Origin of the sequence: Pantoea sp. Tr-811, assembly GCF_011752535.1 — a bacterium.
GTDB lineage: Bacteria > Pseudomonadota > Gammaproteobacteria > Pseudomonadales > Pseudomonadaceae > Aquipseudomonas.
Map to the genome: position 1 here is coordinate 333,009 of NZ_VWXJ01000004.1, position 25,827 is coordinate 358,835.

A 25,827-nucleotide genomic window follows, 5' to 3' on the forward strand; every position below is an offset into this window, starting at 1 on the left:
GTGCCTGCCAGGGCAGCGCAGGTTCACAGGCCGGCGAAACGGCGGTCAGAGGGTTTGCATCATCTTGCGCACACCCGCCACATGCCGGCGGCTGACGGTCAGGGCATCGCCGTCCAGGCCCTTGAGGAACAGCTGGAAATGCCCCAGCGGCGTGCGCTGCAGGCGCTCGATGCGTTCACGGGCCACCAGGGCATTACGGTGGATACGCACGAAGCGTTCGCCAAATTCGTCTTCCAGGGCCTTGAGCGGTTCGTCGAGCAACACCTCCCCGGCTTCGTGGCGCAAGGTCACGTATTTATGGTCGGCAATGAAATAGATCACCTGGGGCAACGGGATCAATTCGATGCCCTTGCGCGTGCGCGCACTGATATGGCTGCGCGGGTTGCCGCCTTCGCTGCCCGGCCGGGTCAGCGCCGCCAGTTGCGCACGGTTGGGTTTTTCCGCCTTGCGCAGGGCGTCGCGCAGGGCCTGGGGTTGGATCGGCTTGGTCACATGGCTGAGCGTACTGTCCTTGAAGGCCTCGGCGCCGTATTCATCGTCGCCGGTGCAAAACACCACCGACGGCGGCGCCTCGCGCTCGCACAGGCGAGCGGCAACCTGCAGGCCATCCAGGCCCGGCATGCCGATGTCCAGCAGGACGACATCGGGCTTGAGGCTTTCGATCAGAGCCAGGGCCTCCTCGCCGTTGGTGGCGCTGGGCTCCAGCACGGTGTACCCCTCCAGTTCAGCGAATAGCCGCGTCAGGCGTTCACGGGCTTGGGGTTCATCATCAACGATCAGGACATTCATAATTGCTCTGGATTCCTGAGTGAGTCTCACGGGTATAGCGTAGACAAGAGCAGGTCGAGCGACACTGCGGTCACGCTCTAGACCGATACGAAGGCCAAAGATTCACTGAGCCGGCAGAATCGCTGCCAGTCCTCTGTCCAACTGTAGACGGTCCGTGGAACACTGCCGTTCAATCGTTGAATATCGTCATCGCCCGCCTGCATTGATGTTTTCCGCCGGTTTCTGTCGACCGACGCCCTGCGGTAGCAGGCCCAATCCTGCTATTATCGGCGCCACTTTTTCGTTCACGCCTGCAATGAGTGAATCCATGAGCACCGACAAGACCAATCAGTCCTGGGGCGGCCGCTTCAGTGAGCCCGTCGACGCCTTCGTCGCCCGCTTCACCGCCTCGGTCGACTTCGACAAGCGCCTGTACCGCCACGACATCATGGGTTCGATCGCCCACGCCACCATGCTGGCGCAGGTCGGCGTGCTCAGCGACGCCGAGCGCGACACCATCATCGATGGCCTGAAAACCATCCAGGGCGAAATCGAGGCCGGCAGCTTCGACTGGCGCGTCGACCTCGAAGACGTGCACATGAACATCGAAGCCCGCCTCACCGACCGCATCGGCATCACCGGCAAGAAGCTGCACACCGGCCGTAGCCGCAACGACCAGGTGGCCACCGATATCCGCCTGTGGCTGCGCGACGAAATCGACCTGATCCTGGCCGAAATCACCCGCCTGCAGCAGGGCCTGCTGGAGCAGGCCGAGCGCGAAGCTGAAACCATCATGCCTGGCTTCACCCACCTGCAGACGGCCCAGCCGGTCACCTTCGGCCACCACCTGCTGGCCTGGTTCGAAATGCTCAGCCGCGACTACGAGCGCCTGGTCGACTGCCGCAAGCGCGCCAACCGCATGCCCCTGGGCAGCGCCGCGCTGGCCGGCACCACCTACCCGATCGACCGTGAACTGACCTGCAAGCTGCTGGGCTTCGAAGCCGTGGCCGGCAACTCGCTGGATGGCGTTTCGGACCGCGACTTCGCCATCGAATTCTGCGCCGCCGCCAGCGTGGCCATGATGCACCTGTCGCGCTTCTCCGAAGAGCTGGTGCTGTGGACCAGCGCCCAGTTCCAGTTCATCGACCTGCCCGACCGCTTCTGCACCGGCAGCTCGATCATGCCGCAAAAGAAGAACCCGGACGTGCCGGAACTGGTGCGTGGCAAGAGCGGCCGTGTGTTCGGCGCGCTGACCGGCCTGCTGACCCTGATGAAAGGCCAGCCGCTGGCCTACAACAAGGACAACCAGGAAGACAAGGAGCCGCTGTTCGACGCCGCCGATACCCTGCGCGACTCGCTGCGGGCCTTCGCCGACATGATTCCGGCCATCAAGCCCAAGCACGCGATCATGCGTGAAGCGGCCCTGCGCGGTTTCTCCACCGCCACCGACCTCGCCGACTACCTGGTACGCCGCGGCCTGCCGTTCCGTGATTGCCACGAAATCGTCGGCCATGCGGTGAAGTATGGCGTGGACACCGGCAAGGACCTGGCCGAGATGAGCCTGGACGAACTGCGCCAGTTCAGCGACCAGATCGAGCAGGACGTGTTCGCCGTGCTGACCCTGGAAGGTTCGGTGAATGCCCGTAACCACATTGGCGGGACCGCACCGGCCCAGGTGCGCGCCGCCGTGGTTCGCGGCAAGGCCCTGCTGGCTTCGCGCTAAGGACCATTGCGCAAGCCCGCCCTACACCCTGTAGGAGCGGGCTTGCCCCGCGAAGGCCCCAACGCCGACTTCAGCGCTTGCCGCTGCGCACCATCTCCAGAAACGCCGGCATCGCCGCGTCCTTGTCTGCCACCACGCGCGCCATGTGCGGGTGCTCGCCCAGCAGCTGCAACAATGCCTTGGCCTGGGGGAAGTCCGCCAGGAAGTCGATGCCCAGCACCTTCTTGCCCACCGCACAGGCCAGGTCGACCGAGAAACAGAACATCAAGTCGGCCACAGTCAACTGCTCACCCGCCACATAGGGGGCAAACCGCCCATTGCGCTTGAGCGTGGCAAAGCCTGCCAACAGCTCGGCACGCGCACGCTCCTTGATCAACGGCTCGACCGCCGCACCAAAGAAGGCCTCTGCATAGCAGGTACGTGCTGGCAGCTCGATGTACAACTCGATCTCCTTGAGCAGTTCGCGCACCTTGGCCTGGGCAAATGGGTCGCTCGGCAGCAGCGCCTTGCCGCCCAGGGTTTCCAGGTAGTCGAGGATCACGCTGGTTTCGCTGAGGAAGCCGTGCTCGGTTTGCAGCACCGGCACCTTGCCCCGCGGGCTGACCGCCAGCGCCTGGGGCGCCTGGCCTCCATAGAACGCGACCTCCTCGAAGGGCAGGCCCTTCTCCAGCAGGGCCAGCTTGACCATGTTGTAGTAGTTGCTGACCGAGAATCCGTGAAGCTTGAGCATGGGGTAACAGCCTCCAGGCCGTGTGGGGATGGCTGGGCTGTTATAGCCCCTGGGCGTTTTCCTGACCAGCGTCATGCACCCCGTCGATGGCCAGGCATTGCCGGCGCGGGCGTGGCACACTGTGCGTCCCACCACAGGAGCCACGCCATGAGCGAGCACGACGACATCGAAAACGACGACGAAGCCTTCGCCGAGGCGACACTGACCGAAGCCATCGAAAACCAGATTGAAAGCGGCGAGCCGCCAGCGGCCAAGGCCACGTTCAACAAGCTGACCCTGGTCGGCTACGAGCGCGAAGACATCCTCAACCTGATGGCCCACGTGCTGGCCATCGAGATCGACAACATGCTCAAGGACGACCGCGCCTTCGACGGCCAGTGGTACGAAGCCGCCCTGCGCGCCCTGCCGGAGCTGCCGCCTGAGGCAGATCAAGGCGACGACGAATAAGCCGACTACACTCCAGGGTCAGGCACCGCTGGCGGTGCCGCCATCCTTGTCTGGAAGTCAGGAGTCGCCATGTCCTTCACCCCCGAACTGATCGCCGAACTGGAAGTGCTTGCCCTGTTCAACCTGGACAACCACCAGGAAGGCATCAAAGTTGGCAGCAATGCTTCGCCCGCCTTGATCGCCGCGGCCAAGCGCCTTCATGAAAAAGAGCTCACCGACCAGCCCGATGGTGGCTACCTCACCAGCCTCGGGAACGACGCGGCTGAAAGCGTTCAACTGTTGCTTAGCATTCTTAAAACGCCACAGCCTGCTTGATCCTGTGCTGGCCTCTTCGCGGGGCAAGCCCGCTCCTACAGGCGCCGTCCTTTGTGTAGGAGCGGGCTTGCCCCGCGAAGAGGCCTGACCACGCGTTAGAAAAATGACGTCAAAAACCCATTCAGCGCTTATCCCACTGCCCCACTCAGGCTAAACTCGCCACAGCTCCCCCGGCCCGCCCTGAGTGCCCCATGAACCACCCCCACGAAATCCGCCCCGACCTCGATCAAGGCATCGACCGCAAGGTGCTGGCGACGCTGCGTGCGCGTTTTCTGCATATCAACCAGGGCCGCCTGGAGCGGGCCATGGAAGGCCTGTCGACCCGCCAGCAACTGGTGCTGACCTTGTTGCCGCTGCTGTTCCACGTCAACCACCCGCTGCTGCCCGGCTACGTGTCCGGCGCCACCCCAGCCGGCGTGGCCGGCTTCGAGCCCGACGCCGAACGGGTTGCCGAGGCCCAGCGCCTGGCCCGCTCGTTCGCCTACAAGGCCCGCCACGGCAACCCGCCGCGGCCGATCCACGGCCTGTTTTTGATGGGCAGCCTGGGCTCGCTGGCCCAGGCCGAGCAAAGCGACATGGACCTGTGGGTGTGCCACGCCCCAGGCCTGGACGACACCCAGCGCGACGAACTGCGGCGCAAGTGCCAGCTGCTCGAAGCCTGGGCCGCCAGCCAGGGCGCCGAGGCGCACTTCTTCCTGATAGACCCGCAGCATTTCGCCCAGGGCCTGCGCGACGGCCAGCTGAGCTCCGACGACTGTGGCACCACCCAGCACTACCTGCTGCTCGACGAGTTCTACCGCACCGCCATCTGGCTGGCCGGGCGCACACCGCTGTGGTGGCTGGTGCCGGCGTATGAAGAGCACAACTACCAGGGCTATGCCGAAACCCTGCTGTCCAAGCGCTTCATCCGCAACCAGGACGCCCTCGACCTCGGCCACCTGGCGCACATTCCGCCTGGCGAATACGTGGGGGCCGGCCTGTGGCAACTGTTCAAGGGCATCGACTCGCCCTACAAGTCGCTGCTCAAGCTGCTGCTGACCGAGGTCTATGCCAGCGAACACCCCAACGTGCGCTGCCTGAGCCTGGACTACAAGCAGGCGGTGTTCGCCAACCAGCTCGACCTCGACGAGCTCGACCCCTACGTGATGGTGTACCGGCGCATCGAGCGCTACCTGCAGGCCCGGGGCGAAACCGCGCGCCTGGAGCTGGTGCGGCGCAGCCTGTACCTGAAGGTGAACAAGAAGCTCAGCGGCCTGGAGCGCAACCGCAACCACGGCTGGCAACGCCAACTGCTGCAGCGCCTGGCCGATGAGTGGGGCTGGGACGAGCGCCAACTGGCGCTGCTCGACAGCCGCAGCCAGTGGAAAGTGCGCCAGGTGGCCGTGGAGCGCCGGGAACTGGTGGCCGAGCTCAACTACAGCTACCGCTTTCTCAACCAGTTCGCGCAACAGCAGAACGCCAGCACCCGCGCCGACCAGCGCGACCTCAACGTGCTGGGCCGGCGCCTGTACGCTGCCTTCGAGCGCCGCGCCGGCAAGATCGAAGCGATCAACCCAGGCATTGCCCCGGACATCGCCGAAGACACCGTCACCCTGGTGCACTCGCCCAACCGCAAGGAACCCGGCAGCCATCACTGGGGCTTGTACAACGGCAACCTGGGCACCCATGAGTGGGAGCACTTCAGCCCGATCAAGCGCTGCCGCGAGCTGCTGGAACTGCTGACCTGGGCCCACCGCAACGGCGTCATCGACAGCAGCACGCGCCTGGCACTGCACCCAGGCGACAGCGACCTGACCGAGTTCGAGCTGTTCAACCTGGTCGGCAGCTTGCAACAGGGCATCCCGCTGCCCCTGGAGGGCGTTGGCGAAGTACGCCTGCTGCAACCGAGCGTGGCCGACGAGATCCTGCTGCTGGTCAACGTCGGCGTCGACCCACTGCGCCACCACCGTGACCTGAACATCCTGATGACCACCGAGCGCACCGACTCGCTGAGCTATGCCGGGGTACGCGAGAACCTGGTGCTGACGCTCGATCAGGTCACCCTCAACAGCTGGAACGAAGTGCTGGTGCAGCGCTATGACGGCGAGCACGCGCTGCTGCGTTGCCTGCGCGACTTCCTCAACAGCCTGGGCCAGCGCAGCCACCGCCCGCGGGTGCGGGTGCGCTGCTTCTGCCACAACCGCGCCCAGGCCATCAGCCAGCGGGTGGAGGAGATTTTCGACACCGTGCAATTGCTGCTCGACCAGGGCCGCAACCACCGCTACGTGCTGCAGGTGGCCCAGTACACCCACGTGCTGGAGCTGCTGCCCGGCCAGGTCAGCCTGGCGACCCTGGCCGGGCATGAGGCCGTGCTGGGTTGCCTGGGCGAGGAACGCAGCACCTACAGCCCGCTGTACCTCGACGCCAACGCCCTGCAGGACCACGACCTGCCGCTGGTGCTGGCACAGGAGCAGCCCGGTTGCATCCAGGTGTTCTACCGCCTGTTCGACGGCTGGGCCGACCTCTACGTGCTCGACGAGTACAACGCGCTGTGGCAGCAACGCCTGCCGCTGCACGATGAAAACCACCTGCTGCTGCCGCTGCAGCGTTTCCTGCGCTCGGTGCTGATGCGCCACGATGCACGCCTGCCGCTGGACTGCCTGCAACAGGCTTCACTGGATATCCACTACGGCCAATTGCTGCCAAGCGGGCCAGGCAAGGCGCGCAGCGTGGAGCCACGCTCGGCACCGAGCGATGCCAGTGACCAGCCGTACTACGAGGTTCAGGCCATCCTGCAGGCCGGTGCGGGGGATGAGGTGCATGTCACGCTGTATTGCGACCAGCTGGAGTTCTCCGAGCTGGACCATGGCGAGCAGCTGTATGAGGTGGTCGCCCGGCAGATCCTCGGCCAGCGCCGCAGCGCCGGGCACTACCGCTGTTACATCACGGACCTGGATTTGTCCGAGCTGCTTGAAGACGAGCAAGGGTCAACCAGCCTTTACCTGCGCTACAAGCGCGAACTGGAGCAGGCACTGAACGAGGGGTTGGCGAAATTGCACGCCACGTTGGAACCTTAGATAAAGCCGGGGCTGCTTTGCAGCCCATCACAGGCAAGCCTGCTCCTACAAGGGTATGCGATCACCTGTAGGAGCGAGCAAAGCTCGCGATGGGGCGCAAAGCGCCCCCAAGATCTCAAAGGTCGAAATCCCCAGCAGCCTCTGGCTGATACTCCACATCCAGCAACTCAAGCTTCAGGGTCTTGCCCCCCGGCGCCGGCCAATCGATCTGCTCGCCCACCGACAACCCCAGCAGCGCACAGCCAATCGGCGCCAACACCGACACCTTGCCCTCGCCGCCAGCATCCTTGGGGTACACCAGGGTCAGGTGGTAATCCTTGCCACTGGCCAATTCACGGCAATGCACCCGCGAGTTCATGGTGACCACGCCCGCCGGCACTTCCTCATGCCCAACCACCTGCCCGGCACGGTCCAGCTCCTCCTGCAAGGCAAGCACGCCCGGGGCGCTGTCATCGAGGCTGTCGATCAGGCGCTCGAGACGCTGTACGTCCAGTCGGGTGAGGATAAGGGAAGGCTTGGTGCTCATGATCCAGTCAGACTCCTTTGAACAGGCGATTTTGCACAGGCAGATAAAGCAAAACCCCGCCCAAGGGCGGGGTTTGTCAATGCTTTCGCGTCGGTGACGCACAACCCGACACTACCACAGCCGGGCAAATACTCAAGCCCGTGCGCGCAGCGCCTGGGCCTCGCGGCAGATCTGCCGGCGCCGCTCGTCATCGGCCGAACGCCACTCGCGAATGTGCTCGACATGCCGGTGGCAACCGGTGCACACCCGCTGTTCGTCCAGCCGGCACACGCTGATGCAGGGCGACGGCACTGCGGGGCTGACATTGCTGTAGAGCGGCTTGGCTGGCCGCGCCAGAGTGCTCATGTCAGATCTCGTCGAAGTCCAGCTTCTCGCCGGCCCGCTCCCAGACGATGCGCTCGAGCATTTCGCCCAGCAGCTCTTCACTTTTCTCGCACACCCACTTGCCGCTTTCTTCGTCGTAGTCGAAGTGGAAGCCGCCGGAGCGGTCGGCCAGCCACAGCTGGCGCAGCGGCTCCTGGCGGCTGAAGATCAGCTGGGCGCCGCCTTCGAACTTGATGGTGAGAACACCGCCGGAGTTCTCCATGTCCAGGTCCAGGCCGCTCTCGTCGAACAGGTCTTCCAGGGCCTGTTGGGTCGCGTCGACCAGATCATGGAAACGCGCTTCGCTCAAACTCATTGCAGGAACCTCGAAATTGACTGCTTCACGGGCAAGCCGGGCAAGATACGGGCGCCGAGCCCTGAATGCAAAGGCTAGCGACTGCCTGCAGCGGCCTCTTGGCGGGTAAACCCGCTGCCACAGGGGGTGCCAGTGCCGGCACAGGCAACACCCAAGCATAGCCCGCCCGACGGACCGGCTCTTGCATAGGCAAGCCGCCGGTCGCTCGGTATACTCGGGCGCAATACTGCATATTTCAAAGGATTTCACCCATGAAGCGCCTGATTTCCTCGCTCGCGGCGCTGGTCGCGGTTGCCTGCCTCGTTTCGGCCTGCGGCCAGAAGGGCCCCCTGTACCTGCCTGAAGATGGCAAGGACGGCAAAGGCCCGAAAAAATCGCACCAGCACCAGCACGCCCCTGCGGTCCAGCCGCAAGATGAGCAGCCGATCCAGCCCGAGCAGTCGCCAGAGCAGTAAGGAAATCAGATGAACGCTTTCAACTACCGCGACGGTCAACTGTTCGCGGAAGGCGTGGCCCTCTCGGCCATCGCCGAACGTTTCGGCACCCCTACCTACGTGTACTCGCGCGCCCACATCGAGGCCCAGTACCGCAGCTACACCGATGCCCTGCAAGGCACCGAGCACCTGGTCTGCTTCGCCGTCAAGGCCAACTCCAACCTCGGCGTGCTGAACGTCCTGGCGCGCCTTGGCGCAGGCTTCGACATCGTCTCCGGCGGTGAGCTGGAGCGGGTGCTGGCCGCCGGCGGCCGTGCCGACCGCGTGGTGTTCTCCGGCGTGGGCAAAACCCGCGAAGACATGCGCCGCGCCCTGGAAGTCGGCGTGCACTGCTTCAACGTCGAATCCACCGACGAGCTTGAGCGCCTGCAAGTGGTGGCTGCCGAGATGGGCAAGGTCGCGCCGATCTCGCTGCGGGTGAACCCGGACGTCGATGCCGGCACCCACCCGTACATTTCCACCGGCCTCAAGGAAAACAAGTTCGGCATCGCCATTGCCGACGCCGAAGCCATCTACGTGCGCGCCGCGCAATTGCCGAACCTGGACGTGGTCGGTGTCGACTGCCACATCGGCTCGCAGCTGACCACCGTCGACCCGTTCCTCGATGCCCTCGACCGCCTGCTGGCCCTGGTCGACCGCCTGGCCGAGTGCGGCATCCACCTGCGCCACCTGGACCTGGGTGGCGGTGTGGGCGTGCGCTACCGTGACGAGGAGCCGCCACTGGTGGCCGACTACATCAAGGCCATCCGCGAGCGCGTCGGCACCCGTGACCTGGCCCTGGTGTTCGAACCAGGCCGCTACATCGTGGCCAACGCCGGCGCCCTGCTGACCCGCGTGGAATACCTCAAGCACACCGAACACAAGGACTTCGCCATCATCGATGCGGCGATGAACGACCTGATCCGCCCGGCCCTCTACCAGGCCTGGATGGGTGTCAGCGCGGTCACCCCACGTGAAGGTGAAGGCCGTGCCTACGACCTGGTCGGGCCGATCTGCGAAACCGGCGACTTCCTCGCCAAGGACCGCGTGCTGAACCTGGCCGAAGGCGACCTGCTGGCCGTTCAGTCGGCGGGCGCCTATGGTTTCGTCATGAGCTCGAACTACAACACCCGTGGCCGTTGCGCCGAGATCCTGGTCGACGGTGACCAGGCCTTCGAAGTTCGCCGCCGCGAAACCATTGCCGAACTGTACGCTGGCGAAAGCCTGCTGCCGGAGTAAACCCATGCTGCTGCGCTTTACCAAGATGCATGGGCTGGGCAACGACTTCATGGTTCTCGACCTGGTCAGCCAGCACGCGCACATCCAGCCCAAGCATGCCAGGCAATGGGGTGACCGCCACACCGGTATCGGTTTCGACCAGCTGTTGATCGTCGAGGCGCCGAGCAACCCGGAAGTGGACTTCCGCTACCGGATCTTCAACGCCGATGGCTCCGAGGTCGAGCAGTGCGGCAACGGTGCGCGCTGCTTCGCCCGCTTCGTGCTGGACAAGCGCCTGACCGCGAAGAAGCGCATTCGCGTGGAAACCAAGGGCGGCGTCATCGAGCTGGACGTGCAGAACGACGGCCAGGTGTGTGTCGACATGGGCCCGCCGCGCTTGATCCCGGCTGACATCCCCTTCGTCGCCGACGCCCAGGCCCTGAACTACCCGCTGGAAGTCGACGGCCAGGTGCATTCGATTGCCGCCGTGTCCATGGGCAACCCGCACGCCGTGCTGCGCGTCGATAACGTGGACACCGCGCCTGTGCATGCCCTGGGCCCGAAAATCGAGCACCACCCGCGCTTCCCACAACGGGTGAACGTCGGCTTCCTCCAGGTCATCGACCGCCACCGCGCCAACCTGCGCGTGTGGGAGCGCGGTGCCGGTGAAACCCAGGCCTGCGGCACCGGCGCCTGCGCCGCGGCCGTGGCCGCGATCAGCCAGGGCTGGATGGACTCCCCAGTGGCCCTGGACCTGCCCGGTGGCCGCCTGAACATCGAGTGGGCCGGCCCCGGCAAGCCCGTGTTGATGACCGGCCCGGCCGTGCGCGTCTACGAAGGACAGGTTCGTCTCTAAGCGAGTAACCGCCATGACCGATCAGCCAGTACCCCAGCAGCCCGATGAGCTCGACGCCGACGCGGTGGTCGCCTACCTGCGCGCCCACCCCACGTTCTTCGCCGAGCACGACGAGCTGCTGGTCGAGCAACGCATTCCCCACCAGCGTGGCGACAGCGTGTCGTTGGTGGAGCGCCAGCTGAAGCTGCTGCGTGACCGTAACATCGAGATGCGCCACCGCCTGTCGCAACTGATGGACGTGGCCCGCGACAACGACCGGCTGTTCGACAAGACCCGCCGGCTGATCCTCGACCTGCTCGACGCTGGCAGCCTGGAAGAAGTGGTAATGGCTGTCGAAGACAGCCTGCGCCAGGAATTCCAGGTGCCCTTCGTCAGCCTCATCCTGTTCGGCGACAACGCAGCACCCGTTGGCCGCTGGGTCAGCAGCGCCGAGGCGCAGCAGGCCATCGGCGGCCTGCTTGGCGGTGGCAAGACCGTCAGCGGCAACCTGCGCGAGCACGAGCTGGCATTCCTGTTCGGCAAGGAGCAGCACCAGGAAGTGGGTTCCAGCGCCGTGGCCGCCCTTGAGTACCAAGGCCTGCACGGCGTACTGGCGATCGGCAGCCGCGACCCGCAGCACTACAAGAGCAGCGTCGGCACCCTGTTCCTCGGCTACATTGCCGAAGTGCTCGGCCGCGTGGTGCCGCGCGTCACCCAGACCCTGCGCCCGGTGCGCTGATGGAGCGCCTGCTGGAGGCTTATTGCGCACACCTGCGCAACGAGCGCCAGGTGTCCGAGCATACCCTGCTGGCCTACCGCCGCGACCTCGACAAGGTCATCGACTACTGCAACAGCCAGGGCATCGCCGGCTGGGGCGCGTTGCAGATCCAGCAACTGCGCCAGCTGATCGCCCGCCAGCACCACCAGGGCCAGTCCTCACGCAGCCTGGCACGGCTGTTGTCAGCCGTGCGCGGCCTGTACCGCTACCTCAACCGCGAAGGCCACTGCCAGCACGACCCGGCCAGCGGCCTGAGCGCCCCCAAGGGCGAGCGGCGCTTGCCCAAGGTGCTGGACACTGACCGCGCCCTGCAACTGCTCGATGGCGGCGTGGATGACGACTTCATCGCCCGCCGCGACCAGGCCATCCTGGAACTGTTCTATTCCTCCGGGCTGCGCCTGTCGGAGCTGAACAACCTCGACCTGGAACAGCTCGACCTTGCCGCCGGCCTGGTGCAGGTGCTCGGCAAGGGCAGCAAGAGCCGCGTGCTGCCCGTTGGGCGCAAGGCGCGCGAGGCCCTGCAGGCCTGGTTCAAGCTGCGCGGCATCGGCGGCCCACGCGACAGCGCGGTGTTCATCACCCGCCAGGGTAACCGCATGAGCCCCCGGGCCATTCAGCTGCGGGTCAAGGCCGCCGGTGAGCGCGAGCTGGGCCAGCACCTGCACCCGCACATGCTCCGCCATTCCTTCGCCAGCCACGTGCTGGAATCGTCCCAGGACCTGCGAGCGGTGCAGGAAATGCTCGGCCACGCCGACATCAGCACCACGCAGATCTACACCCACCTGGACTTCCAGCACCTGGCCGCGGTGTACGACAGCGCCCACCCCAGGGCCAAACGCAGCAAAGGCACAGACTCATGAGCATCCAGCTGATCACCTTCGACCTCGACGACACCCTGTGGGATACCGCACCCGTGATTGCCAGCGCGGAGGTAGTGCTGCGCGACTGGCTGCAGGCCAACGCGCCGGTGCTCGGTGGCGTGCCGGTGGAACACCTGTTCGCCATCCGCGAGCGCCTGGTTCAGGCCGAGCCGGGGCTCAAGCACCGCATCAGCGCCCTGCGCCGGCGCGTGCTGTTCCATGCCCTGGAAGCGGTCGGCTACAGCGATAAACAGGCCCAGGAACTGGCCAACGAAGGGTTCGAGGTGTTCCTGCACGCCCGCCACCAGGTGGAAGTATTCCCCGAGGTGGTGCCGGTACTGGAAATCCTGCGCCACCACTACACCCTGGGCGTAGTGACCAATGGCAATGCCGACGTACGCCGGCTGGGGCTTGCCGATTACTTCCGCTTCGCCCTGTGCGCCGAGGACCTGGGCATCGGCAAGCCGGACCCGGCGCCATTCCTCGAAGCGCTCAAGCGCGGCGAGGCGCAGGCCGGTGCGGCGGTGCACGTCGGCGATCACCCCGGCGATGACATCGCCGGGGCCCAGCGGGCCGGCTTGCGGGCCGTGTGGTTCAACCCACAGGGCAAGGCCTGGACGGGTGAGCAGGCGCCGGATGCCGAGATTCAGCGGTTGTCGCAATTGCCTGACGTGCTATCGCGCTGGCGCTGACAGATTGAGCGCCTGACGGCGCATCGCGAGCTGCGCTCGCTCCTACCAGTCCGCGCACCGATCCCGTAGGAGCGAGCAAAGCTCGCGAAGCGCCGATAGGCGCCCACAAAAAAGCCCGCAGCGACGGCGGGCTTTTTTATACTCAGCCACTCAGATAGGGCGGCTGCCGTATTTGTTGTCCGGCTTCTTGGGCGGGTCGGCGACCACGTTGGCCTCGACTTCTTGCACCTTGCCACCGCGCGACAGGAATTCTTCCATCGCCTTGGCCAGGGCATCACGCTCCTTCTGCTTGGCTTCCATGCTCGGCATCTCGTCTACCGAGACGGCGGCCTTGGACTTGCCCTTGGCAGTGGGGGCCGGGCTGCTGTCGTCATCGCCAGCATCTTCGGCGCCATCGTCAGCCGCCGCTTCGAGGCCTTCATCAGCCTCGTCTTCATCGCCTACTTCGAGGTCGTCGTTTTCCAGATCGTCGTCGCTCATGTTCTACCTCATGACTTGCGAAAAGCAGGTTAGTTATAGACCAGTGCAGCCGTAGACCGGCAGCCACCAGTGAAAATTCAACTGGCCGTGGGTTGGCCACTGCCCTTGGGCCGGCACTCCTCATGGGAGGCGGTACCCAGCAGGCCCTGCTCCTGGCAGGACCTGGAAAATCCTAGCCCCCTGCTGGCCACACGCTATTGGCAAGCCTAGCAAAGGCTGGCGAAGTGTGCGGCCTGCATGACCAACACCCTTCGGCGCGCATTCTAGCGCGCCCGCAGAAAAAACAAAGCTCCATAAACGCCTTACAAGTTGTAAGTTTTTGGCCTACGTCGCGAACTGGGGTGATAAACCGTTTGCCCTGCGGGAAATGGCAAAAAACAGGCAAAAAAATGCCCGGCGAACCGGGCAAGTTTTTCCAGCGTCGCAGTTACAGGTTGTAGCCGCGTTCGTTGTGTTGAGCCAGGTCGAGGCCGACCGACTCTTCTTCTTCGTTGACCCGCAGGCCCATCACCACATCCAGCACCTTGAGGATCACGTAGGTGACGATGGCGGTGTAGACCACGGTGAAGATCACGCCCTTGGCCTGGATCCAGACCTGGGCACCGATGTCGGTGACCGCGCCGAACCCGCCCAGGGCAGGGGCTGCGAACACACCGGTGAGGATGGCGCCGATGATGCCGCCCACGCCGTGTACGCCAAAGGCGTCGAGCGAATCGTCATAGCCCAGCTTGCGCTTGAGGGTAGTGGCGCAGAAGTAGCAGACCACGCCCGACACCAGGCCAATCACTAGGGCGCCCATCGGGCCCACGGTGCCAGCGGCCGGGGTGATGGCCACCAGGCCGGCGACCACACCCGAGGCGATGCCCAGGGCGCTTGGCTTGCCGTGGAAGACCCACTCGGCAAACATCCAGCCCAGCGCGGCAGCGGCGGTGGCGATCTGGGTCACCAGCATGGCCATGCCAGCGGTGCCGTTGGCGGCGGCAGCGGAGCCTGCGTTGAAGCCGAACCAGCCGATCCACAGCATGGCCGCGCCCATCAGGGTGTAGCCCAGGTTGTGCGGGGCCATCGGCGTGGTCGGGTAGCCTTTGCGCTTGCCCATCACCAGGCAGCAGACCAGGCCGGCGATACCGGCGTTGATGTGCACCACGGTGCCGCCTGCAAAATCGAGTACGCCCCAGTCCCACAGCAGCGCGCCGTCACCGCTCCACACCATGTGCGCGATCGGTGCATACACCAGGGTGAACCAGATACCCATGAACACCAGCATTGCGGAGAACTTCATGCGCTCGGCGAAGGCACCGACGATCAGCGCCGGGGTGATGATGGCGAAGGTCATCTGGAAGGTGACGAACACCGCCTCAGGGAACAGCGCCGTGGCCGAGGTCAGGTTGGCCGGGGTGACGCCGCTCAGGAACGCCTTGGAGAACCCGCCGACGAAGGAGCTGAAGTTGAGCACGCCCTTTTCCATACCGGTGGTATCGAAGGCCATGCTGTAGCCGTAGATCACCCAGAGAATGCTGATCAGGCCGGTGATGGCGAAGCACTGCATCATCACCGACAGCACGTTCTTGGAACGCACCATGCCGCCGTAGAACAGGGCCAGACCCGGAATGGTCATGAACAGCACCAGCGCTGTGGAAGTGAGCATCCAGGCGGTGTCGCCGGAGTTCAGCGCTGGGGCAGCTGTTTCCTCGGCCAGGGCTAGCCCAGGCATTACGAGGGACAATAGGGCTCCTAGCCCTGCGATCTTACGCAGAGTCATGTTGTTTTCTCCTGGGGCTTTGGGTTTGGTGAGGCGTGTTGGCGCTTAGATCGCGTCGGTATCGGTTTCGCCGGTACGGATGCGGATCGCCTGCTCCAGATTCACCACGAAGATCTTGCCGTCACCGATCTTGCCGGTGTTGGCTGCCTTGGTGATGGCTTCGATCACTCGATCAAGGTCCTTGTCGTCGATGGCGACGTCGATCTTCACCTTGGGCAGGAAGTCGACCACGTATTCCGCACCGCGATACAGCTCGGTGTGGCCCTTCTGCCGCCCGAAGCCTTTGACTTCGGTGACGGTGATGCCCTGCACGCCGATTTCCGACAGCGACTCGCGTACGTCGTCCAGCTTGAACGGCTTGATGATGGCTGTGACTAGCTTCATGAAACTCTCTCCCGATTTGGTGGACTTGCCCCAGGAAAACAAACCCGTCTCAAGTCTAAGCGCAGCGGTTGGCTTTGTAACGCACCGTCGGCATCGGCTGCGCGTGCGCGCTGCCTGGTCACAAAGGAACTGCATCAGTGCATGGCTCATACAGGTCATTGCAGAAAGCTTGCCAGTTCCGGCAAAGCGCCGAAAAACAGCGGGTTACGCAAAACAACCAAGATTGGCCAGTCGCCAGCACGAAAAAGATGCACGGTTTCGGTGCGCAGGGCCGGCAAACGCTGCTCGAAAAATGTGCAGCCAGAAGGGTGTTTTGCCCCGTGCTACACTGCGGGCCATTTCTCAGTTTCAGTGGACAGCCGAACATGCTCGCGCCCAAAGCCCTCCTCGACGCCCTCAGCGACCAGGCCTCGCGCCTGTTCAGCGGCGACACCTCCCAGCCCCGTGCCGAGCTGGAAAGCCAGTTCAAGGTGCTGATGCAAGGCGCGTTCAGCAAGCTGGACCTGGTGAGCCGCGAAGAATTCGACAGCCAGATGGTGGTTCTGGCGCGCACTCGCGCGCGCCTGGAAGCCCTGGAGAAGCAAGTCGCCGAGCTGGAAGCACGCATGGCGCCAGCGGCACAGGAATAACAATCGATAAGGAGTGCCACACCATGAAAGTCAGTGCCCGTAACGTATTCGAAGGCAAGGTCAGCGCCGTGCAGCCTGGCGCCGTCAATGCCGAGGTCGAGCTGACCCTGGGCGGCGGCGAGAAGCTGGTGGCGGTGGTCACCATGGCCAGCCTGCACAGCCTGAACATCAATGTCGGCAAGGAGGCCGTGGCGCTGGTGAAAGCGCCGTGGGTGGTGCTGATGACCGATGCCGCCGGCTATAAGCTGTCGGCGCGCAACGCCCTGGAAGGCGAAGTGGTGCGCGTGGGTGACGGTGCGGTGAATGCCGAAGTGGTGCTGAAACTGGCCGGGGGCACCGAGGTGTTCTCCATCGTCACCCGCGAGGCAGTGCAGGAGCTGGGCCTGGCGCCGGGCGTCAAGGCCACTGCCCTGATCAAGGCCTCGCACATCATCCTCGGCACCAAGCCATAAGCCCTTTGTAGGAGCGGGCTTGCCCCGCGAACACCGGCGCAGCCGGTGCCATGCACCGCGTCGCTTGCTTCGCGGGTCAAGCCCGCTCCTACAGCAATATCCGTTAAACCCGATATTTACGATTTGCGGGCGCCCCATCGCCCTCAAGCCGATGCCCGCTGCTGGTCCTGGCCCACGACCTTGGGCGGCAGTTCGCTGGCATGCAGGTCGCCCCGGAACAACGCCGCCCCACACAGGGTAAACAAGGTTTTCACCCGGCTGCCGGAATTACGCACTTGCCCCTGAATCCCTGCGATAAGCGAATCTTGCGGCTGTAGTTCAACGGCACGGTTGGCCCATTCGATCGCCGCATAGCGGCTCTGCCTGCGGGTGCCCTGCCCCTGCATCCAGGCCAGCCCCAGCTCGGCGCACGCGCGCGCGGCAATGCTGTCATCGGCATGCTCCACCAGCCCCAGCAGGTAATCCACCGCCTCCACCTGCTCCGCCGGCTGGCCGTGTTGCCTTAACAGAATGCCCAACTGCAACCGCGCCCCGGCGTCGGTCTGCGCGTGCCCCAGGGCATCGAACAACAAACGCCGGACCATCTGCACGGCGCTGCGCTGGGTAAAGTCCTGCCCCTCGCGCATGTGCTGGCAGGCCAGGGTGTACCTGGCCGTCGGCGTGCCCGCTTCAACCGCGCGCAGCAGCCAGTGCTGGGCAGCCTCCGGGTTCAGGTAGCGCTCCGGGGTGTTGGCCAGCGCCCCCCGGTGCAGTTCGTACAAGGTGATGGCGGCGTCTGCCAGTTTCAGCTCGGCACAGGCCTGGTACAGGTAGAGGGCGGCCTCATGCAGGTTGGCCGTCCACAACAGCCGCGCAACTTCCAGTACATCGAAGCCCTGCCCTTCACGCCCGTGCTGACGCTTCACCGCAACCTGCAGCCACCCATGGGCCGCCTCGGCGCAGGGCGCGAAGCCCCATAACCCAAACCGCTCGCCGACCCCGCGCAGGGCGCAAGCCGCCGCTTGCCAAGGCTGCTCGCACAAGCGTTCGATGGCCGTGCGCAATGCCTGGGTGGGGTCCGGCATGCCATGCAGCAGTACCAGGCAGACACCGCTGTAGAAAGGCTCGCCAATGGCCGGCACGAAGGCGTGGTCAGGATAAAGCTCCACCGCGGCAACGAAGTCGCCCATGGCGCCGCTGCAATCATGCAGCGAATGGCGGCGAAAGGCCGCCCGGCGGGCGAGCAAGGTGGCCCGCTCCCGGGGGCGCAGTTCGCGCTCGGCCCACTGTTCGAAGGTTCTCTTCCAAGCCGCGACCTGCTGCAACTGGTCGGCCTGGGGCAGCCAGAACTGCTCTTCCAGCGCCAGCCAGCGAACCGCGTTGCGTTGCCTGTCTGTCCAGCCTTGGCACAACGGGCCTGCGGCAAGGCGCTCGATGGCATCATGGCGCCCACCCCAGCGCGGCGTCTGGTAGGCGGCGTAGGTTTCGATCGCCTCGAAACACCCGGGAAACCACAGCAGTGCGTGGTGCAACCAATACGCCTGGGCGCTTTCATTTGCATCGCGGGCACACAGGCAGGGCGGCAATACCTGGGGCAATTCGACCAAGGGCGCCAAGCCATGCCTGACCAGCCAGGGCGCCGCGCCCTCCTGCACTTCCACATCGGCGTGGGCACTGGGCCTGAAGCGCGCCACGTGGCCCTGGAACAGTTCCACCAGCCAGCCCGGCTCGCGAAAGTGCGCACTCAGGCGCAGCATGCCGATTACCGCTGCCACCGGCTGCGCGGAGCGCTCCATGGCCCGCAGAAAATGCGCCGTGGCCATCTCGCACGCCTGTTCGGCGGCCAGCCAGCGCTCTTCGGGGACATCATGGGCGGCAGCGTTGCCGCGGATCTGGCAGGCGCGGCCCAGGCAGTGAAAGCCCATCACCACTTGCGGGTGGTAGGCCTTGGGGCAGGCGTCGATCCAGGCCTTGATGAGCGGCGTGAGCGCCTTGCCATCCTGCTGGTCCCAGCCGAGTAGCCAATAGCCCTGCAGCGCCTGCAGGTAGGCAGGGCATTCGCCGGGGGGTGCCTGCCGCCAGTGTGCCTGGAGGCTATCGAAAAAACGGTTCAGCTCAGCGAATTCACTGGCCTTCACCCGTTCGCGTATGTGCTGGCGGGCGCGAGTGAGCATTTGCACGGGCAGTACCTTAAGTCCATTTCAAAGGTCACGTTGCCATCCCATGGCAACGGCGGTCAGCGCTTGAACACTAAGCCATAGCCCACCTTAGCGCAAAGACATTGGATCCACTATTTATCAGTTGGTATGAATACCCAGGGAAATCCCCTGGGCTGCGAACCGCTGACGACAGTGATGTGCGCGCTGGGTGTGAAAGGAGGGCTCAGCCCAGGCTTGGCAAAGGGCGACCGTTGGGCCCGTACAGGCGGTCGGCGGTGATGCGGTCGAGGAAATCGAGAATCTGCTGGTTACCTTTGAGGCGTACACCCAGCGCCTCGCCGTTCGCCCGGTTCAGGGCGCGGGCGCGCAGCGCCAGTTGCCGCAGGCGGCGCCAGGCGCCCAGGCAGTCGGCATCACGGGCCGCGCGCAGGGCACCCTCGCGCCCCGGCCCATAGCCAAGCTTGAGCTGCGCACCGGCGCGCACCGCCTCCAGTTGCTCCAGGCGCAGCAACGCCGCCTGCTTGCCGGCCACCAGTTCGCGCAAGCGTTCGGCATCCACCCGGCCCTGGGCCAGGGCCAGGCGCTCTTGTTCCAGCAGTTGCAGCAGCAGCTCGACAGCGCGCTGCTGCACATCCAGATGCCTTTCCAGGCTCATAGGCACCCCACGCTCAGGCTCGGTACGCGCAAGCGTTCATGTCGGCTCGCTGCCGGCCATTTCCCGGATATCGGCAACCAGGCTGGTGTAGATGGCCTGGGCGTCGGTCTGCAGGCTGCCATCGGCAATCGACTGGCGCAGGGCCGCCACCTTTTCCAGGTCGACGTCCGCGGTCGCGTCGCTGCCTTGCAGGTCGCCGATGCGCGAAATCTGCACGGTTTCTTCGGCCAGGGCGTCCAGGTCTTGTGCGCCGACCCGGCTCGGATTGGTGCCGGCCAGGCTGCTATCGGTCGGGGGCAGAAGGCTGCTTGGCGGGGAGCTTATGATTTTCACGATAGAGGCTTCGATGGCTGTGATTGCAACACTATCGGCATCCGTGGGGGGCCACTTTTGCCCGCCGATAGGCTTTTGATGAAAAAAGTTTCGCGGGGCACGTCAGTAGCGCAGCAGCAGTTCGTTGCTGCCTATGACCTGGGCGTTATAGGTTTTGCCATCGCCCCCCTGAACCCGCACGGTGCTGCCCAGGCCGCCGTTGTCCAGCGCCTTGCCCTCGCGGCTCAGGCTGAACCCGGTGCCCTGTGCCCGCAGCACCACGGGCCGGTTGCGCTCCACCAGCCAGCGCTCGCGCACGGCCTTGAGGGCGATCACCGCGCCGGCCTGCACGCCCCGCGCCGCCTGGCGGCCCAGCAGTTGCTCGGCGCGCAGGGCGCTGCCCTTGGGCAGGTCCTGCAGCGGCCCGCGGCGGCTGATCAGCATGTTCGCCTGGATCACCTCGCCCACATCGATACGCCGGGCGCTGACCACATAGCTGCCGGACGCACCCACCATGACCTGCAAATACCCCAGCAACGCTTCATCGCCCGCGCAGCGCACGCCAAATGCCACGCGCCCCACCGGCAAGCTGCGCGGGTGCACCAAATAGGGCAATGGCTGGCCGCAGCCAAGGATGCGCGCAGCCGGCTGGCCGAGTTCCAGCGCCGTCAGGCGGCTGCCCGCCGGCAGGCGCGGCTCCACCAGCTGGCGTACCCGTTGCTCCAGCAGGCCACCCTCGGCCCAGGCAAACCCGGCCTGCAGCAGGCACACCATCAGGGCCAGGGTTCGCGCATATCGGGCAGGTCCAGGCATCGCAGGCGCCTCTTGAAAAGGTTCAGGCGCAGCATTCTAGGCACCCCGGCCACAACGCAAAGCTCGAATTGCTCGCCAAATAGCGGTCTGTTCCAGCCTTTGCCCGGCGCCCCCGCCCACTACTCTGCAAGCCGTTCAACGAAAGGGCATGGGCCGCCAGGCATGATCGACAAACTCGACAACGAGCTGCGTTTCCAGCAGGACGCCATGAGCTTGCGCGCGGAGCGCCAGCAGGTATTGGCCACCAACATCGCCAACGCCGACACGCCCAACTACCGCGCCCGTGACTTCGACTTCGCCGCCGAACTGGCAAGTTCGCTGGGCGACGGCCGCCCGGCCAGCCGCAGCATGAGCCTTGCCACCACGTCCGACCGCCACCTGCAGGCCAGCAGCCACGCCAGCCGCGTCAGCGAGCTGCTGTACCGGGTGCCCGACCAGCCGAGCCTGGATGGCAACACCGTGGACATGGACCGCGAGCGCGCCCAGTTCGCCGACAACAGCGTGCGCTACCAGGCCAGCCTGACCTTCCTCAGCAACCGCCTGCAATCGCTCAAGACCGCGATGCAATCCGAATAACCCGGGGAACAGCCCATGCCGATGTTCAGCATTTTCGATATCGCAGGTTCCGCGCTCAGTGCCCAGTCCGAGCGCATGAACGTGACCGCCAGCAACCTGGCCAACGCCGACACCACCAGCGGCCCGGACAGCGAGGCCTACCGCGCGCGCCAGGTGGTGTTCGAAACCCAGTACCAGGACGGCAGCGACATCGGTGGCGTGCGCGTCAGCCAAGTGATCGAGGACGGCTCGCCGATGCGCCAGGAGTACCGCCCCGGCGACCCGCTGGCCGACGAGTCGGGCTACGTGACCATGCCCAACGTCGAGCCGGTGGGCGAGATGGTCAACATGATTTCCGCCTCGCGCTCCTACCAGGCCAGCGTCGAAGTCATGGCCACCAGCAAAGAATTGATGCTCAAGACCCTGACCCTCGGCGAAGCCTGACCATGACCAGCACCATTGCAAGTTCGGTCCTCTCGACCATGAACAGCTCCAGCAGCGACAACACCGCCTCCAGCGCCGAAGAGCTGCAGGACCAGTTCCTCACCCTGCTGACCACCCAGTTGCAGAACCAGGACCCAACCGACCCGCTGGACAACAGCGAGATGGTTACCCAGCTGGCGCAAATCAGCACCATCAGCAGCATCGAGGAAGTCACCAGCACCCTGGAAGGCATTTCCAGCCAGATCAGCGCCTCGGAAACCCTGCAGGCCTCGGCGCTGGTGGGCAACGGCGTGCTGATCGAGGGCAACACCATCCAGGTTGCCAGCGGCGTGGCCACCACCTTCGGCGTGACCCTGGGCAGCGATGCCGACGACGTCACCGTCAGCATCAAGGACAGCAGCGGCAATGTCGTTGCCACCCTGGACGTGGGCGACATGAGCGCCGGCACCCAGACCCTGACCTGGGACGGCACCCAGGACGATGGCAGCACCGCCGCCGACGGCAGCTACACCTTCAGCGTCAGCGCCACCAGCGGCGACGACAGCGTCACCGCCACGGCCCTGAAGTACGCACTGGTCACCGGTGTGACCACCGACAACAACGACGAAGTGGCCCTGGACCTGGGCGGGGTCAACGACAACGTTGGCCTGGGCGACATCAAGCTGGTCCTCTGAACCCTGATCACGGAGAACAACCATGGGCTTTTCCCAAGCGCTGAGCGGCCTGAGCGCCGCATCCACTGACCTGGAAGTGGTCAGCAACAACATCTCCAACTCGCAGACCGTGGGGTTCAAGAGCTCGACGGTGCAGTTCGCCGACGTCTACTCCGGGGCCGATGTGGGCCTGGGTACCACGGTGTCCGGGGTGGTGCAGAACTTCGAGTCCGGCAGCCTGACCACCACCGACAACAGCCTGGACCTGGCCATCAACGGCGAAGGCTTCTTCACCTTCACCGATGGCACCCAGACCGTCTACTCGCGCAACGGCCAGCTGACCCTGACCTCCGACGGCTACCTGACCAACGCGGCCGGCGACAAGCTGCTGGGCGTCAACGGCGTGATCCAGATTCCCACCAGCGGCATGCAGGCCAGCGCCAGCAGCGAACTGGACGCGGAACTGAACCTGGACGCCAGCGAAGACGTCATCACCGACACCTTCGACGCCACCGACTCGTCCACCTACTCCTATTCCACCACCGCCACGGTGTACGACTCGCTCGGCATCAGCCACACCTCGACGCTGTACTTCAGCAAGACCGACGAGAACACCTGGGAAGTGCACACCGCCATCGACGGCAATGTGCTCAGCGAAAGCCAGACCGTCACCTTCAGCTCCAGCGGCCTGATCACCAGCGGCGAAACCGGCACCTACACCTACGACCCGGCCAACGGCGCCGCCGCAATGTCCATCGAGCTGGACCTGACCGGCACCACCCAGTTCGGCAACGACTCGGAAGTGTCGAGCATCGACCAGAACGGCTACACCTCCGGCAGCCTGGTCAGCTTCACCATCGACGACACCGGCACGGTGATCGCCACCTACTCCAACGACCAGACCCAGGAAATCGACCAGATCCAGCTGGCCACCTTCTCCAACGAAAACGGCCTGAAGTCCAACGGCGACAACACCTGGCTGGCCACCACCGCCTCGGGCCAGGCCCTGCTGGGGGTGGCTGGCAGCGGCTCGCTGGGCTCGATCCTCAGCGGCACCACCGAGGACTCCAACGTCGACCTGACCGCCGAGCTGGTCAACCTGATCATCGCCCAGCGCACCTTCCAGGCCAACGCCAAGTCGGTGACCGCCCAGAGCGAAGTGCTGCAGCAAGCCGTGAACATCGGTTCCTGATGCCATGGACCGGATGCTCTTCACCGCCATGAGCGGCGCCAACCAGGCCCTTGAGCAGCAGGCGGTGGTGGCCAACAACCTGGCCAACATCGTCACCCCAGGCTTTCGCGCGCAACTGGTGCAGATGGAGTCTTCGCCGGTGGCCGGCGAAGGCCTGCCAACCCGGGTTTCGGTGAGCGCCACCGGGGTTGGCGTGGACTGGAGCGAAGGCCCCATCACCCACACCGACCGCAACCTCGATGTGGCCCTGGGCCAGGACACCCTGCTGGCCGTGCAGGCCGACGACGGCAGCGAGGCCTACACCCGCCGGGGCGACCTGCAGGTAGACGGCAACGGCGCCATGACCGTCGCCGGCCGGCCGGTGATCGGCGACGGCGGCCCGATCAGCGTGCCGCTGGGCAGCGAAGTGACCCTGGGCAGCGACGGCACCATCAGCGTGCGCGAGCAGGGCATGGAGCCGCGCGGGCTCAGCCCGGTGGGCAAGCTCAAGCTGGTTTCGGCGCCGCCGGGCAGCCTGCAGGTAGGCACCGACGGCCTGTTCCGCACGCCTGCCGACGCCAACGGCGTCAGCCAGCCGCTGGCGGCCGACGACAGCCTGCGGGTCGCCCCCGGGGCGCTGGAGGGCAGCAACGTCAGCCCCACCGGCGCCATGGTGGCGATGATCGACAACGCCCGCCGCTACGAAATGCAGATGAAGGCCATCAGCGCCGCCGACGAAAACGCCAAGGCCGCCAACGAACTGCTCGCCCTGCAGGGCTGAGCCGGCACCGAATGAATAGGTAACCGATCGATGATCAGATCACTGTGGACGGCCAAGACCGGCCTTGAAGCCCAGCAAGGGCAGCTCGACGTCATCGCCAACAACCTGGCCAACGTCAGCACCAACGGCTTCAAGCGCTCGCGGGCGGTGTTCGAAGATCTCGTCTACCAGAACGTGCGCCAGCCAGGCGCCCAAAGCAGCACCGACACCCGCCTGCCGTCGGGCCTGCAGGTGGGCACCGGGGTGCGCCAGGTGGCCACCGAGCGCCTGCACACCCAGGGCAACCTGGAACAGACCAGCAGCTCCAAGGACCTGGCCATCAACGGCCTGGGCTTCTTCGAGGTGGACATGCCCGACGGCACCACCGCCTACACCCGCGACGGCAGCTTCCAGCTCGACGCCAACGGCGAGATGGTCAACTCCAACGGCTACAAGCTCACCGCCGGCATCACCATTCCGGCCAACGCCACCTCGATCAGCATCAGCACCGACGGCATCGTGTCGGTGACCCAGCCCAGCAGCAGCGCCTCGACCCAGGTCGGCCAGCTGAACCTGGCGCTGTTCGTCAACAACGCAGGCCTGCAGAGCATCGGCCAGAACCTGTACCAGGAAACCGATGCATCCGGCTCGCCCACCGAAACCACGCCCGGCCTGAACGGCGGCGGCACGGTGAGCCAAGGCTACGTGGAAACGTCCAACGTCAACGTGGTGGAGGAAATGGTCGGCATGATCCAGACCCAGCGCGCCTACGAAATCAACAGCAAGGCCGTCGAAACCTCCGACGAAATGCTCCAGCGCCTGGCCCAGCTCTGATGCCCGGCCCCATGACATGGCGTGCGTCGTTGCAGGTTGCCGTGCTCGCCGCCGCCCTGGCGGCGTCCGGCTGCGCGGACCTGGTGCGCAAGCCAGTGGTGCCCGACGAGGCCATGGACCTGCCCACCCTGCCCTCGCGCCTGGCCAACGGCTCGATCTACCAGGGCCGGCACGTCTCCCAGCCATTGTTCGAGGACCGCCGCCCACGCATGGTCGGCGACACCCTGACCGTGGAGCTCAACGAGCAGGTCAGCGCCAGCAAGACCTCCTCGTCCAGTGCCGACCGCAGCGGCAGCCTGGGCCTGTCGTTCGCCACCACCTCCGCGCGCGACTCCCAGGTTGGCAGTTACGGCCTGTCGGCCTCCACCGACCACGCGTTCGCCGGCAGCGGCGGCTCGCGGGCCAACAACTCGTTCACCGGCACCATTTCGGTCACGGTGATGGAAGTGCTGGCCAACGGCAACCTGCGGGTGCGCGGCGACAAGCAGATCGCCATCAACCAGGGCACCGAATTCATCCGCTTCTCCGGCGTGGTCAACCCGCGCTCGATCACCGGCGACAACACCGTGTCGTCGAGCCAGGTGTCACTGGCGCGCATCGAGTACGTCGGCGAAGGCTACATCAACGAAGCGCAACGCATGGGCTGGGCGCAACGCATCCTGCTCAACCTGTCCCCTTTCTAGCG

31 protein-coding genes are annotated in these 25,827 nt (G+C 65.2%); 19 read left to right on the forward strand and 12 right to left on the reverse strand.

The genetic code is table 11. The annotated features are described in order from the left end of the window. Nucleotides 1–45: 45 nt before the first annotated feature. Nucleotides 46–789 carry a LytTR family DNA-binding domain-containing protein gene (locus tag F3J44_RS08550; RefSeq protein WP_167062877.1) on the reverse strand — a complete coding sequence of 248 codons (744 nt, stop codon included), beginning with the start codon at nucleotides 787–789 and terminating at the stop codon, nucleotides 46–48. Nucleotides 790–1,096: 307 nt separating this feature from the next. Here F3J44_RS08550 and argH point away from each other — a divergent pair, with 307 nt between their 5' ends. Beyond that, a complete protein-coding gene (gene argH / locus F3J44_RS08555) occupies nucleotides 1,097–2,491 on the forward strand; it encodes an argininosuccinate lyase (RefSeq protein WP_027916957.1) in 1,395 nt (464 codons plus the stop codon). Nucleotides 2,492–2,561: 70 nt separating this feature from the next. Here argH and F3J44_RS08560 read toward each other — a convergent pair whose 3' ends face one another. Further along, nucleotides 2,562–3,221 (reverse strand): glutathione S-transferase, encoded by a 660-nt coding sequence (locus tag F3J44_RS08560; protein ID WP_167271716.1) that lies wholly within the window; start codon nucleotides 3,219–3,221, stop codon nucleotides 2,562–2,564. Nucleotides 3,222–3,368: 147 nt separating this feature from the next. Here F3J44_RS08560 and F3J44_RS08565 point away from each other — a divergent pair, with 147 nt between their 5' ends. The 3 genes from F3J44_RS08565 to F3J44_RS08575 all read left to right on the forward strand — a co-directional run bounded on the left by F3J44_RS08565 (nucleotide 3,369) and on the right by F3J44_RS08575 (nucleotide 7,039). Next, nucleotides 3,369–3,668 (forward strand): hypothetical protein, encoded by a 300-nt coding sequence (locus tag F3J44_RS08565; RefSeq protein WP_167062883.1) that lies wholly within the window; start codon nucleotides 3,369–3,371, stop codon nucleotides 3,666–3,668. A 69-nt stretch (nucleotides 3,669–3,737) separates the two neighbouring features. Continuing rightward, nucleotides 3,738–3,983 carry a TIGR02647 family protein gene (locus F3J44_RS08570; RefSeq protein ID WP_167062886.1) on the forward strand — a complete coding sequence of 82 codons (246 nt, stop codon included), beginning with the start codon at nucleotides 3,738–3,740 and terminating at the stop codon, nucleotides 3,981–3,983. Nucleotides 3,984–4,174: 191 nt separating this feature from the next. Next, nucleotides 4,175–7,039, forward strand: coding sequence for a class I adenylate cyclase (locus F3J44_RS08575; protein ID WP_167271718.1), 2,865 nt, complete (start codon nucleotides 4,175–4,177; stop codon nucleotides 7,037–7,039). A gap of 115 nt (nucleotides 7,040–7,154) precedes the next feature. On the opposite strand, the gene rnk is transcribed toward F3J44_RS08575, so the two are convergent. From rnk to cyaY, 3 genes are all read right to left on the reverse strand, one after another. Continuing rightward, nucleotides 7,155–7,565 (reverse strand): nucleoside diphosphate kinase regulator, encoded by a 411-nt coding sequence (rnk, locus tag F3J44_RS08580; RefSeq protein ID WP_167062891.1) that lies wholly within the window; start codon nucleotides 7,563–7,565, stop codon nucleotides 7,155–7,157. 132 nt (nucleotides 7,566–7,697) lie between these two features. Beyond that, nucleotides 7,698–7,910 carry a DUF1289 domain-containing protein gene (locus tag F3J44_RS08585; RefSeq protein WP_167271720.1) on the reverse strand — a complete coding sequence of 71 codons (213 nt, stop codon included), beginning with the start codon at nucleotides 7,908–7,910 and terminating at the stop codon, nucleotides 7,698–7,700. A 1-nt stretch (nucleotide 7,911) separates the two neighbouring features. Further along, entirely contained in the window at nucleotides 7,912–8,244 is a 333-nt protein-coding gene (gene cyaY / locus F3J44_RS08590; protein WP_167062899.1) for an iron donor protein CyaY, read from the reverse strand. A 251-nt stretch (nucleotides 8,245–8,495) separates the two neighbouring features. Here cyaY and F3J44_RS08595 point away from each other — a divergent pair, with 251 nt between their 5' ends. From F3J44_RS08595 to F3J44_RS08620, 6 genes are read left to right on the forward strand one after another with little or no spacing between them, the layout of a single operon-like run. Beyond that, nucleotides 8,496–8,699, forward strand: coding sequence for a lipoprotein (locus tag F3J44_RS08595; protein WP_167062902.1), 204 nt, complete (start codon nucleotides 8,496–8,498; stop codon nucleotides 8,697–8,699). Nucleotides 8,700–8,708: 9 nt separating this feature from the next. Beyond that, nucleotides 8,709–9,956, forward strand: coding sequence for a diaminopimelate decarboxylase (lysA, locus tag F3J44_RS08600; protein WP_167271722.1), 1,248 nt, complete (start codon nucleotides 8,709–8,711; stop codon nucleotides 9,954–9,956). 10 nt (nucleotides 9,957–9,966) lie between these two features. Next, entirely contained in the window at nucleotides 9,967–10,791 is an 825-nt protein-coding gene (gene dapF, locus F3J44_RS08605) for a diaminopimelate epimerase (RefSeq protein WP_205299788.1), read from the forward strand. 13 nt (nucleotides 10,792–10,804) lie between these two features. Next, nucleotides 10,805–11,509 carry a DUF484 family protein gene (locus F3J44_RS08610; RefSeq protein ID WP_167271724.1) on the forward strand — a complete coding sequence of 235 codons (705 nt, stop codon included), beginning with the start codon at nucleotides 10,805–10,807 and terminating at the stop codon, nucleotides 11,507–11,509. Continuing rightward, nucleotides 11,509–12,408, forward strand: a complete 900-nt coding sequence (gene xerC / locus F3J44_RS08615; protein ID WP_167062914.1) for a tyrosine recombinase XerC — start codon at nucleotides 11,509–11,511, stop codon at nucleotides 12,406–12,408. The genes F3J44_RS08610 and xerC overlap by 1 nt, the downstream gene beginning before the upstream one ends. Further along, nucleotides 12,405–13,100, forward strand: coding sequence for an HAD family hydrolase (locus tag F3J44_RS08620; protein ID WP_167271726.1), 696 nt, complete (start codon nucleotides 12,405–12,407; stop codon nucleotides 13,098–13,100). Before xerC ends, F3J44_RS08620 begins: the two co-directional genes overlap by 4 nt. A gap of 150 nt (nucleotides 13,101–13,250) precedes the next feature. On the opposite strand, the gene sutA is transcribed toward F3J44_RS08620, so the two are convergent. The 3 genes from sutA to glnK form a co-directional block, all read right to left on the reverse strand. Beyond that, nucleotides 13,251–13,580 (reverse strand): transcriptional regulator SutA, encoded by a 330-nt coding sequence (gene sutA / locus F3J44_RS08625; RefSeq protein WP_056794110.1) that lies wholly within the window; start codon nucleotides 13,578–13,580, stop codon nucleotides 13,251–13,253. Nucleotides 13,581–14,007: 427 nt separating this feature from the next. Beyond that, nucleotides 14,008–15,342, reverse strand: coding sequence for an ammonium transporter (locus F3J44_RS08630; protein WP_167062920.1), 1,335 nt, complete (start codon nucleotides 15,340–15,342; stop codon nucleotides 14,008–14,010). A gap of 45 nt (nucleotides 15,343–15,387) precedes the next feature. After that, entirely contained in the window at nucleotides 15,388–15,726 is a 339-nt protein-coding gene (glnK, locus tag F3J44_RS08635) for a P-II family nitrogen regulator (protein WP_002555808.1), read from the reverse strand. Nucleotides 15,727–16,091: 365 nt separating this feature from the next. Here glnK and F3J44_RS08640 point away from each other — a divergent pair, with 365 nt between their 5' ends. Beyond that, on the forward strand, nucleotides 16,092–16,355 hold the full coding sequence (locus F3J44_RS08640; protein ID WP_167271728.1) for an accessory factor UbiK family protein: 264 nt from the start codon (nucleotides 16,092–16,094) through the stop codon (nucleotides 16,353–16,355). Between the two features lie 23 nt (nucleotides 16,356–16,378). Next, on the forward strand, nucleotides 16,379–16,807 hold the full coding sequence (locus F3J44_RS08645; protein WP_167062923.1) for a molybdopterin-binding protein: 429 nt from the start codon (nucleotides 16,379–16,381) through the stop codon (nucleotides 16,805–16,807). A gap of 143 nt (nucleotides 16,808–16,950) precedes the next feature. On the opposite strand, the gene F3J44_RS08650 is transcribed toward F3J44_RS08645, so the two are convergent. From F3J44_RS08650 to flgA, 4 genes are all read right to left on the reverse strand, one after another. Next, nucleotides 16,951–18,960, reverse strand: a complete 2,010-nt coding sequence (locus F3J44_RS08650; protein ID WP_167271806.1) for a DUF4034 domain-containing protein — start codon at nucleotides 18,958–18,960, stop codon at nucleotides 16,951–16,953. A gap of 208 nt (nucleotides 18,961–19,168) precedes the next feature. Continuing rightward, nucleotides 19,169–19,600 carry a flagellar protein FlgN gene (gene flgN / locus F3J44_RS08655; protein ID WP_167062926.1) on the reverse strand — a complete coding sequence of 144 codons (432 nt, stop codon included), beginning with the start codon at nucleotides 19,598–19,600 and terminating at the stop codon, nucleotides 19,169–19,171. 36 nt (nucleotides 19,601–19,636) lie between these two features. Beyond that, on the reverse strand, nucleotides 19,637–19,933 hold the full coding sequence (locus F3J44_RS30090; protein WP_167062928.1) for a flagellar biosynthesis anti-sigma factor FlgM: 297 nt from the start codon (nucleotides 19,931–19,933) through the stop codon (nucleotides 19,637–19,639). Between the two features lie 102 nt (nucleotides 19,934–20,035). Beyond that, nucleotides 20,036–20,725: a flagellar basal body P-ring formation chaperone FlgA gene (gene flgA / locus F3J44_RS08665; protein ID WP_205299766.1), complete on the reverse strand. Its 690-nt coding sequence runs from the start codon at nucleotides 20,723–20,725 to the stop codon at nucleotides 20,036–20,038. A 162-nt stretch (nucleotides 20,726–20,887) separates the two neighbouring features. On the opposite strand from flgA, the gene flgB reads away from it, so the two are divergent. The 7 genes from flgB to F3J44_RS08700 are packed head-to-tail and all read left to right on the forward strand — an operon-like array spanning nucleotide 20,888 to nucleotide 25,825. Further along, nucleotides 20,888–21,301: a flagellar basal body rod protein FlgB gene (flgB, locus tag F3J44_RS08670; protein WP_167271730.1), complete on the forward strand. Its 414-nt coding sequence runs from the start codon at nucleotides 20,888–20,890 to the stop codon at nucleotides 21,299–21,301. Nucleotides 21,302–21,316: 15 nt separating this feature from the next. Continuing rightward, on the forward strand, nucleotides 21,317–21,724 hold the full coding sequence (flgC, locus tag F3J44_RS08675; protein WP_167062935.1) for a flagellar basal body rod protein FlgC: 408 nt from the start codon (nucleotides 21,317–21,319) through the stop codon (nucleotides 21,722–21,724). Nucleotides 21,725–21,726: 2 nt separating this feature from the next. Beyond that, the gene (locus F3J44_RS08680) at nucleotides 21,727–22,398 is read left to right on the forward strand and encodes a flagellar hook assembly protein FlgD (RefSeq protein WP_167271732.1); all 672 of its coding nucleotides are present in this window, start codon (nucleotides 21,727–21,729) and stop codon (nucleotides 22,396–22,398) included. Nucleotides 22,399–22,420: 22 nt separating this feature from the next. Then, nucleotides 22,421–23,569, forward strand: coding sequence for a flagellar hook protein FlgE (gene flgE / locus F3J44_RS08685; protein WP_167062941.1), 1,149 nt, complete (start codon nucleotides 22,421–22,423; stop codon nucleotides 23,567–23,569). A gap of 4 nt (nucleotides 23,570–23,573) precedes the next feature. Further along, nucleotides 23,574–24,329, forward strand: a complete 756-nt coding sequence (locus tag F3J44_RS08690) for a flagellar basal body rod protein FlgF (RefSeq protein WP_167062943.1) — start codon at nucleotides 23,574–23,576, stop codon at nucleotides 24,327–24,329. A 30-nt stretch (nucleotides 24,330–24,359) separates the two neighbouring features. After that, complete coding sequence (flgG, locus tag F3J44_RS08695; RefSeq protein ID WP_167062946.1) at nucleotides 24,360–25,142, forward strand: flagellar basal-body rod protein FlgG; 783 nt, start codon at nucleotides 24,360–24,362, stop codon at nucleotides 25,140–25,142. An 11-nt stretch (nucleotides 25,143–25,153) separates the two neighbouring features. Next, complete coding sequence (locus F3J44_RS08700; RefSeq protein WP_240158280.1) at nucleotides 25,154–25,825, forward strand: flagellar basal body L-ring protein FlgH; 672 nt, start codon at nucleotides 25,154–25,156, stop codon at nucleotides 25,823–25,825. The last annotated feature ends 2 nt before the right edge of the window (nucleotides 25,826–25,827 follow it).